Source organism: Bradyrhizobium sp. USDA 3315 (genome assembly GCF_054056795.1).
In genome coordinates, this window is sequence record NZ_JBSRYP010000001.1 from 6,874,627 (window position 1) to 6,890,151 (window position 15,525).

Sequence of the window (15,525 nt, forward strand, 5' to 3'; positions counted from 1 at the left end):
ACCACTCACTCGGTCTTCGGTTCCACATAGCGCGGGAAGACGCCGACAGGCGCAGGCAAAACCGTACCCGGCTTGATCCGTTCGGCGACCGCCGCGAAGCTGCGGGCGTCAGCAGCGATACCGAGGCTGTCGAGCATCTTGCCGCAGGACTCCGGCATCACGGCCTGCGCCATGATCGCGATCTGGCGCACGACCTCGGCGGTGACATACAGCACCGTCTTCTGGCGCGCGGGATCCGTCTTCGCCAGCGCCCACGGCGCTTCGCCGGCAAAATAGCGGTTGGCCTCGGCGACCACGGCCCAGACCGTGTTGAGCCATTGATGGATCTGCTGCGTCGCCATCGCGGTGCGTGACGTCTCCAGCATGGCGTCGGCCAGCGCCAGAATCGCCTCGTCGTTGTCGCTGAGTTCGCCGGGCTCCGGCAGCACGCCGCCGAGTTGTTTGGCGATCATCGACAATGAACGCTGCGCCAGATTGCCGAAATCATTGGCGAGGTCGGCGTTGATACGCGCGACGATGGCCTCGTGGTTGTAGTTGCCGTCCTGGCCGAACGGCACTTCGCGCAGAAAGAAGTAGCGCATCTGGTCGACGCCGTACTGCTCGGCGAGATTGAAGGGGTCGACCACGTTGCCGACCGACTTCGACATCTTCTCGCCCCTGTTGAACAGGAAGCCGTGTGCATAGACCCGCTTCTGCACGGGAATGCCTGCCGACATCAGGAAGGCCGGCCAGTACACGGCGTGGAAGCGGATGATGTCCTTGCCGATGATGTGCACGTCGGCCGGCCAGTAGCGCCAATGCTTGTCGTTCTCATCGGGATAGCCGACGCCGGTGATGTAGTTGGTCAGCGCGTCGACCCAGACATACATCACGTGCTCGGGATCGTCCGGGACCTTGACGCCCCAGTCGAACGTGGTGCGCGAGATCGAGAGGTCCTTGAGCCCGCCGCGCACGAAACTCATCACTTCGTTGCGGCGCGAATCCGGGCCGATGAAATCGGGCTGGCTCTCATAAAGGTGCAGCAGCTTGTCCTGGTAGGCCGACAGCTTGAAGAAATAGCTCTTCTCCTCGACCCATTCGACCGGCGTGCCCTGCGGGCCGCGGCGGACATTGTCCTCGCCGACGACGGTCTCCTCCTCGGCGTAATAGGCCTCGTCGCGCACCGAGTACCAGCCGGCATAGGTGTCGATATAGATGTCGCCATTGTCCTGCATACCGCGCCAGATCGCCTGCACCGACTCGTGATGCGCAGGCTCCGAGGTGCGGATGAAGCGGTCGAACGAAACGTTGAGACGCTCGTCCATCTCCTTGAACCGCGCCGCGTTGCGGGTCGCGAGATCGTACGGCGTCATGCCCTCGCCGGCCGCGGTCTGGATCATCTTCTGTCCGTGCTCGTCGGTGCCGGTGAGGAAGAACACGTCCTTGCCGTCGAGCCGCTGGAAGCGCGCCAGCGCATCGGTAGCGATCGCCTCATAGGCGTGGCCGATATGCGGCTGACCGTTCGGATAAGCGATCGCGGTCGTGATGTAGAAGACGTTGCCGCGGTCCGCGGCGGGCACCGGGACGGAAGCGGCCGCAGGAGCTGCCGCTGCGGGTTGCTTCGGCGCGCGAACCTTTGCCGGTCTCGGCGCCTTCTCGGTAACGGGAGCCATCGGCGCGGCGGGCTTCTTTGCCGCCGGTGCGACGGCTGCTGCGGCTACTTTCTTCGGCGGAGCTTTGATGGCCTTCGCAGCAGCCTTCTTGGCCGTGCTCTTGGCCGTCTTCTTCGCAGCCTTCTTGACGGTCTTTTTGACGACCTTCTTCGCCGCCGATTTCCTGGCGCCCTTGGCTCCGGTCTTGAACGTGGACTTGGACTTGGCGGCCTTCTTCGCTTTCTTGGCGACGCGCCCGGCCTTCTTGGCCGCGCGCGATTTCGCCGTGGCTTTGCTGGTCGCGCGAGCGGGCGATGCCTTTTTCGTCTTCTTGGCTTTCTTCGACGATTTCTTCTTAGCGGTCGCCACCACGGAATCCTTTGCAGATCGAAACGAGATTGTCGGGAGTGTTGTCAGACGGATGTGTTGTCAGACGCGGTGTCTATCGGGTCGCATCCGCGAGCATCGAAAACACCGAGAAAACCAGCGGCTTGCGCTCCAGATTGTAGGCTTCGGTATCGCGCGCGGCGCGGACGATCTTTTCCCATACCTCCGCCAGCCGTGCAAGGCGCGGCAGATTGGCATTGGCGTCGCCCGTGCGCATGCGCTCGCTCATCCAGCGATCGATGCCGTCGATGAAGGCGGCGAGCGCGACGCGGTCGCTGGTGCCGAGCGCTTCGCCCAGCGCATGCAGCTCACGCGGATCGACGCTCGGGAGCGTCGCGAGCAGCGCGGCCGTGCGTTGCTGCAGTTTCAGCGCATCGCCGCCGAGCAGCGACAGCGCCCGCCCGACGCTGCCTTCGGATGCTGCGGCGGTTTCCGCCAGCGCCGGATCTGCGGCTTCGATATCGGTTGCGGCCGCGGCCGCACGCACCACATCGTCCGTCTCCAGCGGCCGCAGCAGCAATTTGCGGCAGCGGGACAGAATGGTCGGCAGCACCCGTGACGGTGCGTGGCTGACCAGGAGGAACAGCGACTGCTGTGGCGGCTCCTCGAGAATTTTCAGCAGCGCGTTCGCGGCGTTGGGATTGAGCTCGTCGACGGTGTCGACGATGCAGACGCGCCAGCCGTCGACCGCGGCCGTCGAGCCGAAGAACGAGATGGTCTCGCGTGTCTCGTCGACGGTGATGACGGTCCGCATCACGCCGCGATCGTTGAGGCCGCGCTCGAGCACAAGGAGCCCGCCATGAGCGCCTGCCGCGACCTGCCGCGCCACGGGGTCGGCCGGATCGACCCGCAGCGTTGGCGCCTGCTGCACCTGGGACGATTTCGGATTGCGAAACGCCAGCACGAACCGCGCCATGCGGTAGGCCAGCGTCGCCTTGCCGATGCCCTGCGCGCCGCCGATCAGCCAGGCGTGCGGAATTCGCCCGCTGCGATAGGCATCGAGCAGCGCGGTCTCCGCCTCGCGATGCCCGAACAAATCCGGCGTTTCGCGCGGATGGCGGGCGGCGCTCTCCTGTTCGACCTTGCGCGCGCTCATGCGATGCTGTCCGCCGCAAGCGTTGCGCGCAGATGTTCGCGCAGCGCGGCCCATATCCTGGCCGTGACCGTGTCCGGATCGGCCGTGGCGTCGATCAGCACGCAGCGCTCCGGATCTTCGGCTGCGATCCGGCGGTACGCGTCACGCAAATCCTGATGGAACTTGATGCCTTCGGCTTCGAAGCGATCGGCCGTAGCGGTGCCGCGGCGCGCGGCAGCGCGTTGCAGTCCGACCTCGACCGGCACATCGAGGATGAAGGTCAGATCGGGCTTGAGATTACCGATGGTCACGCGCTGCATGGCGTTGACGAGTTCGGGCGACACCTGCCCGAGCTGGCCCTGATAGGCACGCGTGGAATCGAAGAAACGATCGCACAGCACCCAGATGCCCTGGTTGAGCGCCGGCAGGATCACGGTGCGGACATGGTCGTCGCGCGCGGCGGCGAACAGCAGCGTCTCGGCCTCCGGCCCGAGCAGCTTGCCCATCCCCGACAGCACGAGGTGACGGATGATCTCCGCTCCCGGCGAGCCGCCCGGCTCGCGGGTCACGATCGCGCGCAGTTTGGCGACATCGAGCCGTTCGGCAAGCTTGCGGATCTGGGTCGATTTGCCCGACCCCTCGCCGCCCTCAAAGGTGATGAAGCGACCGCGCAAGCTCGGCCGTTGGACTGCTGCTTCCGCCATGTCAGAGCTTCTCGACCCCTGCGCGGAACATGCCGATGACCAGCTCCTGGGCGCCATCGAGCGCGCGACGCATCGTCGATCCGGTGCCGACGGCGTCCGCTGCGAAGACCGGAGCCTCCATCGCGACATTGGCGCCGCGCCACACCCGCACCACCCCGATCTTCTGGCCGGCGGTGATCGGCGCCTTGACCGGGCCGCTATAGATGACGCGCGCGAGCAGCTTGTCGTTGCCGTTCTTCGACACCATCACCTTGATCGGATCGGGGCTGACGAGCTTGACCGAGCGGCTCTCGCCGCCGAACACCCGCGCGTAGCCGACCGGCTGATTGGCCGCGATCAGGGTCCGCGTCTCGAAGCTGCGGAACCCCCATTCCAGCATCTTCTTGGCTTCGGTCGCGCGGTCCTCGGAATCCTCGAGGCCATTGACCACGACGATCAGCCGCGTGTCGTTCTGCATCGCCGAGCCGACCATGCCGTAGCCGCCTTCCTTGGTGTAGCCGGTCTTCAGGCCGTCGGCACCGGGCAAGGCGTTCAGCAGCGGATTGCGGTTCTGCTGGCGGATCTTGTTCCAGGTGAATTCCTTCTCGCCGAACAGCTTGTACCTGTCCGGGTAGGTCAGGATGATGTGCCGCGCCAGCATTGCGAGCTCCCGGACCGTCATCTTGTTGGCCGGGTCGGGCAGCCCGTTGGAATTGCCGAAGGTCGACTTGGTCATGCCGAGTTCGCGGGCGCGCTTGGTCATGACGTCGGTCGCAAAGGTATGCTCGTTGCCGGCAATGCCTTCGGCGAGCGCGATGCAGGCGTCGTTGCCGCTCGGGATGATCGCGCCATGCAGGAGATCGTCGACCGAGACCTTGCTGTTGATCGCCGCGAACATCGTCGATGTGCCGGACGGCGCCCCGCCCCGTCGCCAGGCGTTCTCGCTGATCCGGTACTCGTCCGTGAGCTTGACGTCGCCCTTCTTGATGGCGTTGAACACCACCTCGGCCGTCATCAGCTTCATCATGCTGGATGGCGCGCGCAATTCGTCGGCGTTCTTCTCGAACAGCACGCTGCCGCTTGAGGCCTCCACCAGGATCGCGGTCGGCGCATCGCCGTCGAAGCCGCCCTCTTCTTTCTTGGCGCCCTGGACGCTGTTGTTGGCGGCGTAGACCACCCCGCCGCAACCGATCGCCAGCGCGACCGCGGCCGCGACCAGGCCGCGCCAGCAACGCCCGGCGCGAGCTGACAACGTGCGGGGAACTGCGGTCTGGGCTGCCATCGGCGATGTCCTGAAAGACTGCGTTCTAACAGCTGGAAGTATCGCAAACAACTGAGGTTTCTGCGCTTGTGCACGGCAAGCTGGATTGCCGCCTGCGTCGAACGTCCGTATCCTTGGAACCAGCTAACGTCAGCAGAACCGGCAAACAAGGCGGAAACGCGAATGTCATCCTCCCGCACCATCTCCGCCAACGGCATCGACATGTTCCTGCGCGAGGCCGGGCAAGGCCCGCTGGTCGTGCTCTGTCATGGCTGGCCGGAACTGTCCTATTCATGGCGGCACCAGATCGCGGCGCTGGCCGCGGCAGGCTTTCGGGTCGTCGCGCCTGACATGCGCGGCTTCGGCCGCACCGGCGCGCCGGCCGAGGTCGGCGCCTACACGATCTTCGATACGGTCGGAGACATGGTGGCGCTGGTTGCCGCGCTCGGCGAGACACGCGCGATGATCGTCGGCCATGACTGGGGCGCGCCGGTGGCCTGGCACGCGGCCCTGTTCCGTCCCGACATCTTCACGAAGGTCGCCGGCCTCAGCGTGCCGCCGCCGTTCCGCGGCCGTGGTCGCCCGCTCGAGACCCTGCGCGACAGCGGCATCACCAATTTCTATTGGCAGTACTTCCAGCCGCCCGGCGTGGCCGAGGCCGAGTTCGAGCGCGACATCGCCCACACCATGCGCCTGGTGCTCGGGCGTGGCGTCTCCGATCCAAGCTCGATGTTCGTCGACGAGGCCAAGGGCTTCCTCGGCAAGCTGCCGGCCGGAATGCCGTTGCCGGCCTGGCTGACCGAGGCCGACATTGCCGAATTCGCCGAAGGCTATCAGCAATCCGGCTTCCGCGGCGGCCTCAACTGGTACCGCAATCTCGACCGCAACTGGGAGCTGACCGCGCCCTGGCAGGACGCGCAGATCCATCAGCCGTCGCTGTTCATCGCCGGCTCGAATGATTCGGTGATCACCGGGCTGATCGGCGCCAAGCGGGTCGCGGACATGGAGCGCGTGCTGCCGAACCTCAAGCAGAAGCTGATCATCGAGGGGGCCGGCCACTGGATCCAGCAGGAGCGTCCCGACGAGGTCAACGCGGCGCTGATCGCGTTTCTGAAGTGATCAGGCCAACAGCCTGATCTGTAAACGCATGGCTCAGTAGAGCCCGCGCCCGCTCAGGACTTCGGCCGGTCCGCGCGCGTCGATCGGGACATAGGCGGCCGCCGGGCTCGGGCTTGCGGCGTAGCGCGCGTCGCCCTCATAGGAGACTTCGCGCGGATTGTTCAGGGCGCGGCGGTGTGACCGGCTCGAGGCCGACATTTCCGAGGTGGCGCTCACCGAGGCGTAGTCGGCCTGGGTGTTGCCGAGGCTGTAGGGCCGCCCCTCAGGCAACGGAACGTCGCCACGGACCCGGCCCGAGGAGGACGACATCTCCGGCACGAACGGCCGTGCGGAGGCGACGCGGACCATCGACGGGGACGGCGCTGGAGTACCGGTGCGCAAGGTCGCCATCAGCTGGCGGTCGTCGGACCCCTCGAGCGGCGCCCGGCCGACATATTCGACGCGAACGCGCGCCACGCCATTGCCTTTGAATTCAAGCAGTTCTGCGGCTTTGTTCGAGACGTCTATGAGGCGATTGCCGTGGTACGGGCCGCGGTCATTGACCCGAACGACGAGCGATCGGCCATTACTCAGATTGGTGACGCGGGCGTAGCTCGGCATCGGCAAGGTCGGATGGGCGGCGGTGAGCGAGCCCATGTCGAACACCTCGCCATTGGCGGTCAGGCGGCCATGGAAATCGTCGCCGTACCAGGACGCCATGCCCTCGGCGCGGTAGTTCTCGTTCTCCTCCGGCACATAGGTGCGGCCGGCGACAACATACGGCTTGCCGATGCGATAGGTGCCGCCGCCTTTCGGCACGGGATCACCCAGCGCCACCACGCGCGGGCTCGACGACACCCCGTATTTGGGGTCGACCCGGTTGGCGAACTTGTTCGAGGAGGCACAATTGGCGAGGACGAGGCACGTCGCCACCGCAACGGCGCCGCGCGCCGTCCGGATCATCGAATCTGGCCGTCTAATCCCCATCTGCCCCAAGTACCATTCTGCCGGACGTGCGCCTACTCCGAGGCGTCGAAGTTGTTTGCCGTCGCTGTGCGGCCCACCTCCGCACCAGAGCGTGACGATATCGCAACCGGAACACGGCGGAAATGGGGAGAGCCGGCGGGCGGTGGCGTCTTGGTGAATGGTCTGTTGCGCCGCCTCCGTCGTTCTACTGACCTTCGCCCCTGCCAAACGCCCTCGCCTGTCCCGCGATCAGACACACTGTTGCAGCAAATCATCAGTCCGGGCGCATCTTGGATTCCAACAATTGAATCTTTTTGACTGTGCAAGCCTGCAATCGTTCTCTCCTCCGTGTGGGGCGCAAAGGAAGTTTGCGATGATCGAGACGGTTACAGCGGTGATGGGCCTGGTGAGTGCGGCGATCTTCTTGGCGCACGCCGTGGAAGGCTATCGGTACCGGGCCTGACAGTCCGTTGAAGGCGGAAAGACGCGTCACCTCTTTCCAGGAGTGAATGTTCGGAAAGCTTTAATCAATTCGGATGAGCATCGATTGAAGGCAGGTGTATCATGCGTAATCACGATTTGGTCTCCGACGGGTTTCTGACCCTGACCGCAGCAAGCCTCGTGCTGCTGTGCTCGAGCCTGCTGGCGTTCGCTTTCGGCTGAACGTTTTTGAGATTCTACCGGCGCCCGTGCGACGGGCATCGGTTACCCCTACTCATTCCCCGCCAAACGGGTTGCGGCAGACGCGCTGTCTTCTCCCCGCCCCACTCGTGACGCATCCTCGCCGTTTCCCGAAGAGGATGTACGGATGACCGGCAGTGTCAGGGAGGGAACGTCCGCCCTTCTCGTCAGCACAGATGGCCGGCTGCTGATGCAACTGCGCGACGACCTCCCGCATGTTACCGATCGCGGAAAGATCAGCCTGTTTGGCGGACGGCGGGAGGGCGCCGAGACCTTCCTCGAATGCGTCGTTCGCGAGATCCAAGAGGAGATCGGCTACTACCTGCCGCCCGAGCGTTTCGAGTTGATCGGCCGCTATTCCGGTCCCGATCATGCAACGCCAAACGGCACGCTTCGCGGCGAGGTGTTCCTCGCGCGCGACGTGCCCATCGGCCAATTGACGGTGATCGAAGGCCGCCTCGAGATCGTCGCCATCGACGATCTCGAACGCATCAGCGACATGCTCGCGCGCCCGGCTACGTTTGCGCTGGAGATCTTCCTGAAGCGCGAACCGATGACCTGAGCGCCGAAACCAGCGTGCGGATGTGATCGTCGATCATGGCCAACGCGACTGACGGATGAGCAAAGTCGATATCGTCAACGTGCCAGTAAGTCACCCTGTCGGCGACCTCCGGGAACCGGCGCTCGATCAGCGGACGGTGCTCGGCCTCCTTGAGCGCGATCACGAGGTCGGCGTCGTCGAAGTCGGCCAATGAACAGGGCTGCGGAAAGCGCGTTGCGCCTTCCGGAACGATGCCGCTCGCGCGGAGACGATCGTCGGTGAAGACTGACATCGGCCCGACATTGTCGGGCGATCCCCGCTCGGCCGCGCCTCTGGAGGATGCGCGCCACGCCAGTTGTTCGGCTCTTGCAAGATGATTGAACAGTTCCTCTGCGTATCGACTGCGATAGTAGTTGCCGGTGCAGAGAAAGAGGACACGCTTCATGGGCGTCATGATGGCCAAGGTGGGCCCTCGCGGTCAACGGCGTTGCGAGCATGAGCCCCAGGCCCACGGACCGGCGAATGACGGGTCGGCCCGGGTTTCGCCGCCAAGTTCGCGTTGCGTTCGGCGCCGCCCTACGCTAAGGGCCTGATCCTTGATCCGGAAGGGTGGCCGAGTAGTTTAAGGCACCGGTCTTGAAATACAGTTTTCGCTGTCCTTCCAGTCCCGCCCCATCCCCGAGCATCTTGTTTTGTTGGCGTTTCTCGAGGCGGTCGCGCCGGCTGATGCCTGCTCGTCCCTACCCGTTTTATTGAGTTGGGTGCCAATTGCGGTGCCAATCGGCGCTCAGAAATCGACATCCAGTAGGTGTTGCCAATCTCCGAGTAGGTGTTCCTTTTCATACCTAGTAACGGGGGGCCGAGACGAAACATCGCCGCCCAGCGCTCCGCCAATGTGTATCTGAAGTAGAGTTGGCGGAGCGGGTGCCAATTTTGCGGCGGGCGGCAACGAAAACGGCCCCAGCTTGGGGATCGCTGAGGCCGTCGTTTCGTCTGCTGGGGGCACGGGCGCCAATGAGCAGGCCGCCTCGATTCAGCAGAGCGCCGGTACATCCGCGGCAGTCTGAATAGTACTCGACGTCGCTCGTGCTTGCCGAGGTCTCATGGGGTACCCCAGAGGGGCGCATCCGGAAATGTGGGGCCGTTAGCAAATCAGCAACCCCATCGGCGCAGGCTCCTCTGAGGGACGGGACCGTTGGGGACGCAGCACGGTCACGTTTCGGAGGAGCTGGCGCGCCGGCCCTGAGCGTCGGCTCCTCTTTTCGACCTTGTGTGAGTTAGGCAACAGCCGTCACTCCGCGTGCCTGCTAAGGAAATGATGCTGGGAATTTCAGGGCCCTAGCGCTGGGAATGACAGGGCGCCGCCGGGACAAACCATTTCGGGCCCGGCGGCGTAATTTTTGAGATTTACCGCGCTGACGCGTGAGAGGCGTCTCGAGATGTCTGGCGACAAGATTGCTGCAAAGACCGTGCTGTTCGCGCTGGCCATCGGCATTGCCGTATGGGCAACTATGGGGGCGCCCGAGCCAGGCACAAATTCGCCGATGCACGTCGCCAGCAGGCGATGAGGCCCCCTACTTGGTAGATTGGGCGCTGTCGGTTTAGGTCGCCGTCATTCGAGCGGTAGAGAAAGCGTCGGCAGCGGCTTATTGCCCTGCTCGCAACCTGTTCGCCCCTTGACCGGTAGAACCGGCGTCGAGGCATCCGGGGCAGTCCGGCCAATGAAATGGGTCAGATTAACGCCCGATGACCACTCCACATAACCAATAGCCGAAAAGGCGAACGCTCCCACGATGAGAATACTGAGCACTGAAGCGGCGGCTGCTGACGGCAAGCTTTGGCTGCTAAAAAACGGCATCATGATTCTCCGACACCGAGTTGCCACCCATCCGTGCGTTAGGCCGACTCGCGATGATCGAGTGTGAACGGCCTCACACATCACGCACACTTGATGCCGGAGCGTTCGGCTTCAGGTCATTGGCCCGTGGCATAGCCGCATAGCCCCCTGCAGTTTGCTCGGTGCTGGGGATTTCAGCGTCCCAGTTTAGGAAGGAAACGCCGCCGGGGAGTGTATTTGTGAGACTGAGGGCGTCTTTTCTTGGAACTATTTCGATGATCCACAGGGGTATCGTGAAGCTGCTGGGCAGCAAAGACAGTAGCTAGCCGCCCCTCACCAAAAGGTAAGCGGCAAGGAGACCCCGTCTGGCGGAGGGGGTGAACGATCGGCTATCGGCTGCTAAGTTTGTGAGCCGATGTGAGCTTCTATGTCTGCGCCTAGTTCTGGAACTAGAACCTTCCATATGATCGAAGCGGTCGCCGACCGTCTTGAGGGAGCGCCGCGGCAGCTTCGCCGACGCTGGTCGGACGAGTTTAAGGCCCAAGTCGTGATGGAGGCGCTGGAGCCTGGCGCGAGCGTCTCGGCGATCGCCCGCCGGATCGGCATTCACCCGTCGCAGCTGTTCGCCTGGCGCCGTGACGCTCGGGCCGAGCGGCGGCGTTATCGCTCACGGCACTCGAGTTGCGAGGGTGTGGTGGCGCCTGTGGCAGGCGCGGTGATCGAGATTGCCATTGGCGAGGTGATCGTGCGCGCCGGCGTGGACGTCGACGAGGCGCAGTTGCAGCGGGTGATCCGGGCGGTCCGTTCGGCATGATCCCCTCCGGCGTGAAGGTGTTCCTGGCGAGCCATCCAGTCGACTTCCGCAAGGGTATCGATGGCCTTGTTGCGCTGGTGCGCGATGCCGGCTCAGATCCGTTCGACGGTGCGCTTTATGTGTTCCGCGCCAAAAGAGCCGACCGAATAAAGATCGTATGGTGGGATGGCTCCGGCGTGTGCCTCTATTTAAAACGGCTTGAGAAGGCGAGGTTCTGCTGGCCGCGGATCGGGCATCATCGGGTGCAGCTGAATGCTGCGCAGTTGATGGCACTGGTGGATGGGATGGACTGGAAGCGGGTCCGGACCGCGGCGGTCAAGCCGCCGGAGATTGTTGGGTAAAAGCACTGCGGCGAAGTGAATCAGCGGCCTGAAAGGGCAAGAGAACCGGGGCAAAATGTGCTCTGGTCGGGTCAATGACGCCGCCCGATCTCAGCCTCCCGAATGACGTAGAGACGCTGAAAGCCATGGTGCTTGCCATGGCCGAGAAAGCGGCCCGCGCCGATGCTCTGGAGAGCGAAGTCGCCGATCTCAAGGCCCGCAACGCCGATGCCGATGCGCGCATCGAGCGGCTGACGCAAATCCTGAAGGCCTTCGACCGCGCCCGGTTCGGCCGACGATCGGAGAAGCTCGGCTCGGCGAACGGCGACGATGAACAGCAGGCCCTCGTCTTCGAGGAGATCGAGACCGGCATCGCCGCGATCAAGGCCCAGGTCAGCAAGGGCCGTGCGCAGGCGGATGGCAAGCGTGCACCGCGTCGGCGCAAGGGCTTTGCGCCCCATCTGGAACGGATCGAAACCGTCATTGAGCCGGAAGAGCTGGCTGAGCATGCCGGCAAGCAGAAGGTGCTGATCGGCGAGGACGTGTCGGAGCGCCTGGATGTGGTGCCGGCGAAGTTCCGGGTGATCGTCACGCGCCGTCCCAGGTATGCCTTCAAGAACGCGGACGGCGTCATCCAGGCGCCGGCCCCGGCCCATATCATTGAAGGAGGCATTCCGACGGAAGCGCTTCTGGCCCAGATAGCCGTCGCCAAATATGCCGATGGCCTGCCGCTCTACCGGCAGGAGGCTATCTACGCCCGCGATCATGTCGAGCTCGACCGCCAGCTGATGGCGCAATGGATGGGCAAGCTCGGCTTCGAGCTCGAGATCGTGGCCGACTACATCTTCAGCGAGGTCAAGAAGGCCGAACGGGTCTTTGCCGACGAAACCACTTTGCCGACGCTCGCTCCGGGCTCCGGATCGACAAAGACGGCCTACTTATGGGCCTATGCCCGGGATGACCGAACCTTTGGCCGCAGCGGTCCCCCGATGGTGGCTTATCGCTTCGAAGACAGCCGCTCCGGCGAATGCGCGGTCCGCCATCTCAATGGTTATCGCGGCATCCTGCAAGTGGATGGCTATGCCGCCTATAACAAGCTCGCGCGATCCGATCGCGGCAATGATGGCATCACATTGGCTGGCTGCTGGTCACACTGCAGACGCAAGTTCTACGAGCTGCATGTTGCAGGGAGCTCGGAAGTGGCAACGGCGACGGTCGAGCGGATGGCAAGGCTCTGGCAGGTCGAGAAGACCGTGCGCGGTCAAAGCCCCGACGCTCGCGTTGCCGCGCGCCGGCAAGCCTCCGCGGCGATCGTCGCAGATCTCTTCGATCTCTGGCAGCAGACCTTGCGGCGGATCTCCGGCAAATCAAAACTGGCTGAGGCGATCCGCTATGCCGTCTCGCGGCGTGCCATCTTCGAACGTTTCCTGACCGATGGTCGCATCGAGCTCGACTCCAACGTCGTCGAACGCGCCATCAGGCCACTAACAATCACGAGAAAGAATAGCCTCTTCGCTGGCAGCGACGGCGGCGGACGAACCTGGGCGACCATCGCAACGCTGCTGCAGACGGCGAAAATGAACAACGTCGATCCGTTCGCCTGGCTCGCCTTAACACTTCAGCGTATCGCCAACGGCTGGCCGAGCAGCCAAATCGACGCGCTTATGCCATGGAACCACGCAGCCTGACGGCCTCAGCTTGCCGCTTACACCAAAAGCCCGATTCCAAAATCTTTAATAAATTCGGACCAGCCTCCTTCCGCGACAGGGAGGTGTATCATGCGTAACCATGACTTCGTGTCCGATGGATTCCTCGCGTTAATCGCGACCTGCCTTGTGCTGTTGTGCTCGGGCCTGCTCGTTATCGCATTTAGCTAGTCTGACCTTGGCGTCCTCATCGTTCCGGATGCTCCTAGGGCCGCTTGGGGCTCCCCCCGCGCAGAGCCGTGGTCGCGCGTTGGCTGGCGCGCCTGGTCTGCACAGCTTGCGGCGCGGCCGGCGTTGCGAACATCGTTCCGGATTGGCATGACAGAATTGGTCACGCGATGACACTCAGTCAGGGATGGAGGTCGCAATTTCCCTGACGTCGCCTAGCTATTTAGAGTTATGACAACCCGCCGCATCTCCGATTGCCACCTTTTCCCCATACACTTTGCATAGGTGCACCGCGGGGCGCCCATGGGAGCGAGACTGCTCCGGCGTCTATGCCGCCGGGGCTCCTCGACCGCGCCCTGTCTTTGAGAATCCTCTTTGAAATCGACGGGCAATGTTTTTTGCGTGTGCCTTCACACCTGCTCGGCGTCTCTTGCTGTGCGCACCCATTGGAGGATTAACGTTATGCCCAACAGGCCTCTAATTACGCTTCCTCAAGCTGCTACCGATCACATGTCGACGATAGGTCAGCAGCAACTGCCGTCAAACATTTCTCCGGCCGTGCACATCGTTCATGACGACGCAAGTATCCAATTCCAACTCTATACTGGTACCACCGGCGTAACTGACGTCTTCGTTCTTGATTTGAGCCAGTACCAAGGCAATAGCGTTGACGCAATCGACAACTTCGAAGCTGATCGTGATGTCATCGCCTTCATAAATGCTCCAAGTGATTTCACCTACGAGAACGTAACGAACGTGGCGATGATTAAAGGGTTTCCACCTACGGACGACGATCCCTCCATCGTGAATAGTTTAGCTTCGGCATACACCGACTTTCGATCCGTTGACGCATACGTCTTCGACACACTGAGCACGAATACGTCGTTCTCCGCCACGAACCTCGTTCATCTCACCGATGGAACAACAATACTAGTATAGGAGGGGAAAATGCGAAATCCGCGACTTCGTTACCGCAAGCCGCATTGGACAATATGTCCGGCACCGCCGCAGAACCATCTGCCGTTGTGTGATTGAATACTTGGCGGCCAGAAAAAGCCCAACCCCGGCTGCTTCGCCAATTCGATTCGCAAAACCAGCCGAGGATACCGTACCAAAGCGCTACGGCAAGGCGTGGAGCGACTTCCAGCCCGAGATAGGGTTCCACAATCTCCGGCACACCCACGCATCTCAGCTGATCGACGCCGGCGTGGACATCCTCACCATCTTGAGCGGCTCGGCCACGCGAAGCCGGACATCACCTTGCGCGTCTACGCCCACTTGTTTAGGAACGACGACGGCAACGCGGCGGCGATCAATGCGGCGTTTGCGCGTTAGGTGCCAATCGGGTGCCAATTTCGCAGTTTGTTCTATTCAAACAAGCTGCTAAGCGATTGAAATTGTTGGATTGGAAGGGTGGCCGAGTGGTTTAAGGCACCGGTCTTGAAAACCGGCGTGCCCGCAAGGGTACCGTGGGTTCGAATCCCACCCCTTCCGCCACTGCTTTCGATTGGGCGACTGTCCGGCCGGGCTCGGAGCTGAGACCAAAGCGGCCGCGATAGCCAACCACCAGATGGCCGCAACGAAGGTAACGGGTTGCGCGCCGCCGTATCCGGCAACCTCCCGCAAGACGTGATCCGCAGAATGTGATCGCTCCGGCGTTGCGCGGTTGTTTCTGAATATTGCTCGGGCTGGAGCCGCGATGATAGCTCTGAAGAGCAATGCGTCGCGCACTACCTTGGGTTTTGGCCGTTACTTTTCTGATTGGTTTTGTCGCTTCCTTTGCGGAGCTGCAGAGGATGCGCAACCGCTTCGGCGAAGTGTCTCAGCACGCCTTTCACGATCATGCGGCTGTGCGCGAATTCATGATACGCGCTGCGCTCGCCGACGCGCCGGCGCCGATCGTTGTGCTTGGCGATAGCATCACCGAAATGGCTCCGCTGCCCCGGCAGCTCTGCGGACGTCCGGTCGTCAATGCCGGCGTTGGCGGTCAGACCATCGCGGAGGCAAAGCAGCTCGCCGGGCGCGTACTGCAGGACCAGGGCGCGTTCTTGCTCGTCCTCGCAGTGGGCGCGAACGACGCCGGATCGCCAACGGCGCAACGCGACTTCACCGACCTCATCGAGACCGTCAAGTCGCTGTCGACGCGGCCATTGGTGGTCATCGCCGTCGCAGCTGACGAATCGACCAACCGGGCGATCGAAGCCGCCGCAGTTGCGCGCGGTGTTCGGTTTATCGACCCGCATTTGCCGCCCGGCGCGAAGATGGCCGACGGCATTCACTTCACCGCGGCCGCCTACAAGGCCTGGGTGCCGGCACTTGAGGCGGCGATCTCGGCGGAATGCACGATGTGACGCGCA

General features: G+C 63.1%; 15 protein-coding genes and 1 tRNA gene. 9 read left to right on the forward strand and 7 right to left on the reverse strand.

Features of this window, described 5'->3' with window-relative positions:
- Positions 1–5: 5 nt before the first annotated feature.
- The 4 genes from metG to ACVIYL_RS32270 form a co-directional block, all read right to left on the reverse strand.
- On the reverse strand, positions 6–2,000 hold the full coding sequence (metG, locus tag ACVIYL_RS32255; protein ID WP_456780535.1) for a methionine--tRNA ligase: 1,995 nt from the start codon (positions 1,998–2,000) through the stop codon (positions 6–8).
- Positions 2,001–2,073: 73 nt separating this feature from the next.
- The gene (locus ACVIYL_RS32260; RefSeq protein WP_456780536.1) at positions 2,074–3,114 is read right to left on the reverse strand and encodes a DNA polymerase III subunit delta'; all 1,041 of its coding nucleotides are present in this window, start codon (positions 3,112–3,114) and stop codon (positions 2,074–2,076) included.
- Positions 3,111–3,797, reverse strand: a complete 687-nt coding sequence (gene tmk, locus ACVIYL_RS32265) for a dTMP kinase (protein ID WP_456780537.1) — start codon at positions 3,795–3,797, stop codon at positions 3,111–3,113. Before tmk ends, ACVIYL_RS32260 begins: the two co-directional genes overlap by 4 nt.
- Before the next feature lies 1 nt (position 3,798).
- Positions 3,799–5,058 (reverse strand): D-alanyl-D-alanine carboxypeptidase family protein, encoded by a 1,260-nt coding sequence (locus ACVIYL_RS32270; protein ID WP_456780538.1) that lies wholly within the window; start codon positions 5,056–5,058, stop codon positions 3,799–3,801.
- Between the two features lie 162 nt (positions 5,059–5,220).
- On the opposite strand from ACVIYL_RS32270, the gene ACVIYL_RS32275 reads away from it, so the two are divergent.
- Entirely contained in the window at positions 5,221–6,156 is a 936-nt protein-coding gene (locus ACVIYL_RS32275; RefSeq protein ID WP_456780539.1) for an alpha/beta fold hydrolase, read from the forward strand.
- Between the two features lie 33 nt (positions 6,157–6,189).
- On the opposite strand, the gene ACVIYL_RS32280 is transcribed toward ACVIYL_RS32275, so the two are convergent.
- Complete coding sequence (locus ACVIYL_RS32280) at positions 6,190–7,122, reverse strand: septal ring lytic transglycosylase RlpA family protein (RefSeq protein ID WP_375166483.1); 933 nt, start codon at positions 7,120–7,122, stop codon at positions 6,190–6,192.
- A 787-nt stretch (positions 7,123–7,909) separates the two neighbouring features.
- Between ACVIYL_RS32280 and ACVIYL_RS32285 the strand changes: the two genes are divergently transcribed.
- On the forward strand, positions 7,910–8,344 hold the full coding sequence (locus ACVIYL_RS32285) for an NUDIX domain-containing protein (protein WP_456780540.1): 435 nt from the start codon (positions 7,910–7,912) through the stop codon (positions 8,342–8,344).
- Here the strand turns inward: ACVIYL_RS32285 and ACVIYL_RS32290 are convergent.
- A complete protein-coding gene (locus tag ACVIYL_RS32290) occupies positions 8,298–8,777 on the reverse strand; it encodes an arsenate-mycothiol transferase ArsC (protein WP_310879608.1) in 480 nt (159 codons plus the stop codon). The two genes, ACVIYL_RS32285 and ACVIYL_RS32290, sit on opposite strands and share 47 nt — an antisense overlap.
- A 985-nt stretch (positions 8,778–9,762) precedes the next feature.
- Between ACVIYL_RS32290 and ACVIYL_RS32295 the strand changes: the two genes are divergently transcribed.
- Positions 9,763–9,891 carry a hypothetical protein gene (locus ACVIYL_RS32295; protein ID WP_310879235.1) on the forward strand — a complete coding sequence of 43 codons (129 nt, stop codon included), beginning with the start codon at positions 9,763–9,765 and terminating at the stop codon, positions 9,889–9,891.
- A 44-nt stretch (positions 9,892–9,935) separates the two neighbouring features.
- Here the strand turns inward: ACVIYL_RS32295 and ACVIYL_RS32300 are convergent, their stop codons facing one another.
- Positions 9,936–10,181: a hypothetical protein gene (locus ACVIYL_RS32300; RefSeq protein ID WP_141342008.1), complete on the reverse strand. Its 246-nt coding sequence runs from the start codon at positions 10,179–10,181 to the stop codon at positions 9,936–9,938.
- A 442-nt stretch (positions 10,182–10,623) separates the two neighbouring features.
- On the opposite strand from ACVIYL_RS32300, the gene ACVIYL_RS32305 reads away from it, so the two are divergent.
- The 6 genes from ACVIYL_RS32305 (at position 10,624) to ACVIYL_RS32330 (ending at position 15,519) form a co-directional block, all read left to right on the forward strand.
- Complete coding sequence (locus tag ACVIYL_RS32305; RefSeq protein ID WP_253606702.1) at positions 10,624–10,974, forward strand: transposase; 351 nt, start codon at positions 10,624–10,626, stop codon at positions 10,972–10,974.
- Positions 10,971–11,315 (forward strand): IS66 family insertion sequence element accessory protein TnpB, encoded by a 345-nt coding sequence (tnpB, locus tag ACVIYL_RS32310; protein WP_027583889.1) that lies wholly within the window; start codon positions 10,971–10,973, stop codon positions 11,313–11,315. Before ACVIYL_RS32305 ends, tnpB begins: the two co-directional genes overlap by 4 nt.
- A 74-nt stretch (positions 11,316–11,389) precedes the next feature.
- The gene (tnpC, locus tag ACVIYL_RS32315) at positions 11,390–12,982 is read left to right on the forward strand and encodes an IS66 family transposase (RefSeq protein ID WP_253604517.1); all 1,593 of its coding nucleotides are present in this window, start codon (positions 11,390–11,392) and stop codon (positions 12,980–12,982) included.
- Positions 12,983–13,630: 648 nt separating this feature from the next.
- A complete protein-coding gene (locus ACVIYL_RS32320; RefSeq protein ID WP_456780541.1) occupies positions 13,631–14,107 on the forward strand; it encodes a hypothetical protein in 477 nt (158 codons plus the stop codon).
- 468 nt (positions 14,108–14,575) lie between these two features.
- Positions 14,576–14,665, forward strand: a tRNA-Ser gene (locus ACVIYL_RS32325).
- A gap of 299 nt (positions 14,666–14,964) precedes the next feature.
- A complete protein-coding gene (locus tag ACVIYL_RS32330) occupies positions 14,965–15,519 on the forward strand; it encodes an SGNH/GDSL hydrolase family protein (RefSeq protein ID WP_456780542.1) in 555 nt (184 codons plus the stop codon).
- Positions 15,520–15,525: the final 6 nt, after the last annotated feature.

Coding starts and splice junctions, on each gene's coding strand:
- ACVIYL_RS32270 (WP_456780538.1), bottom strand. CDS start 5,058: ATGGCAGCCCAGACCGCAGTTCCCCGCACGTTGTCAGCTCGCGCCGGG.
- ACVIYL_RS32330 (WP_456780542.1), top strand. CDS start 14,965: ATGCGCAACCGCTTCGGCGAAGTGTCTCAGCACGCCTTTCACGATCAT.
- ACVIYL_RS32305 (WP_253606702.1), top strand. CDS start 10,624: ATGATCGAAGCGGTCGCCGACCGTCTTGAGGGAGCGCCGCGGCAGCTT.
- ACVIYL_RS32320 (WP_456780541.1), top strand. CDS start 13,631: ATGCCCAACAGGCCTCTAATTACGCTTCCTCAAGCTGCTACCGATCAC.
- ACVIYL_RS32280 (WP_375166483.1), bottom strand. CDS start 7,122: ATGGGGATTAGACGGCCAGATTCGATGATCCGGACGGCGCGCGGCGCC.
- ACVIYL_RS32285 (WP_456780540.1), top strand. CDS start 7,910: ATGACCGGCAGTGTCAGGGAGGGAACGTCCGCCCTTCTCGTCAGCACA.
- tnpB (WP_027583889.1), top strand. CDS start 10,971: ATGATCCCCTCCGGCGTGAAGGTGTTCCTGGCGAGCCATCCAGTCGAC.
- ACVIYL_RS32260 (WP_456780536.1), bottom strand. CDS start 3,114: ATGAGCGCGCGCAAGGTCGAACAGGAGAGCGCCGCCCGCCATCCGCGC.
- ACVIYL_RS32275 (WP_456780539.1), top strand. CDS start 5,221: ATGTCATCCTCCCGCACCATCTCCGCCAACGGCATCGACATGTTCCTG.
- ACVIYL_RS32300 (WP_141342008.1), bottom strand. CDS start 10,181: ATGCCGTTTTTTAGCAGCCAAAGCTTGCCGTCAGCAGCCGCCGCTTCA.
- ACVIYL_RS32290 (WP_310879608.1), bottom strand. CDS start 8,777: ATGACGCCCATGAAGCGTGTCCTCTTTCTCTGCACCGGCAACTACTAT.
- tmk (WP_456780537.1), bottom strand. CDS start 3,797: ATGGCGGAAGCAGCAGTCCAACGGCCGAGCTTGCGCGGTCGCTTCATC.
- ACVIYL_RS32295 (WP_310879235.1), top strand. CDS start 9,763: ATGTCTGGCGACAAGATTGCTGCAAAGACCGTGCTGTTCGCGCTGGCC.
- tnpC (WP_253604517.1), top strand. CDS start 11,390: ATGACGCCGCCCGATCTCAGCCTCCCGAATGACGTAGAGACGCTGAAA.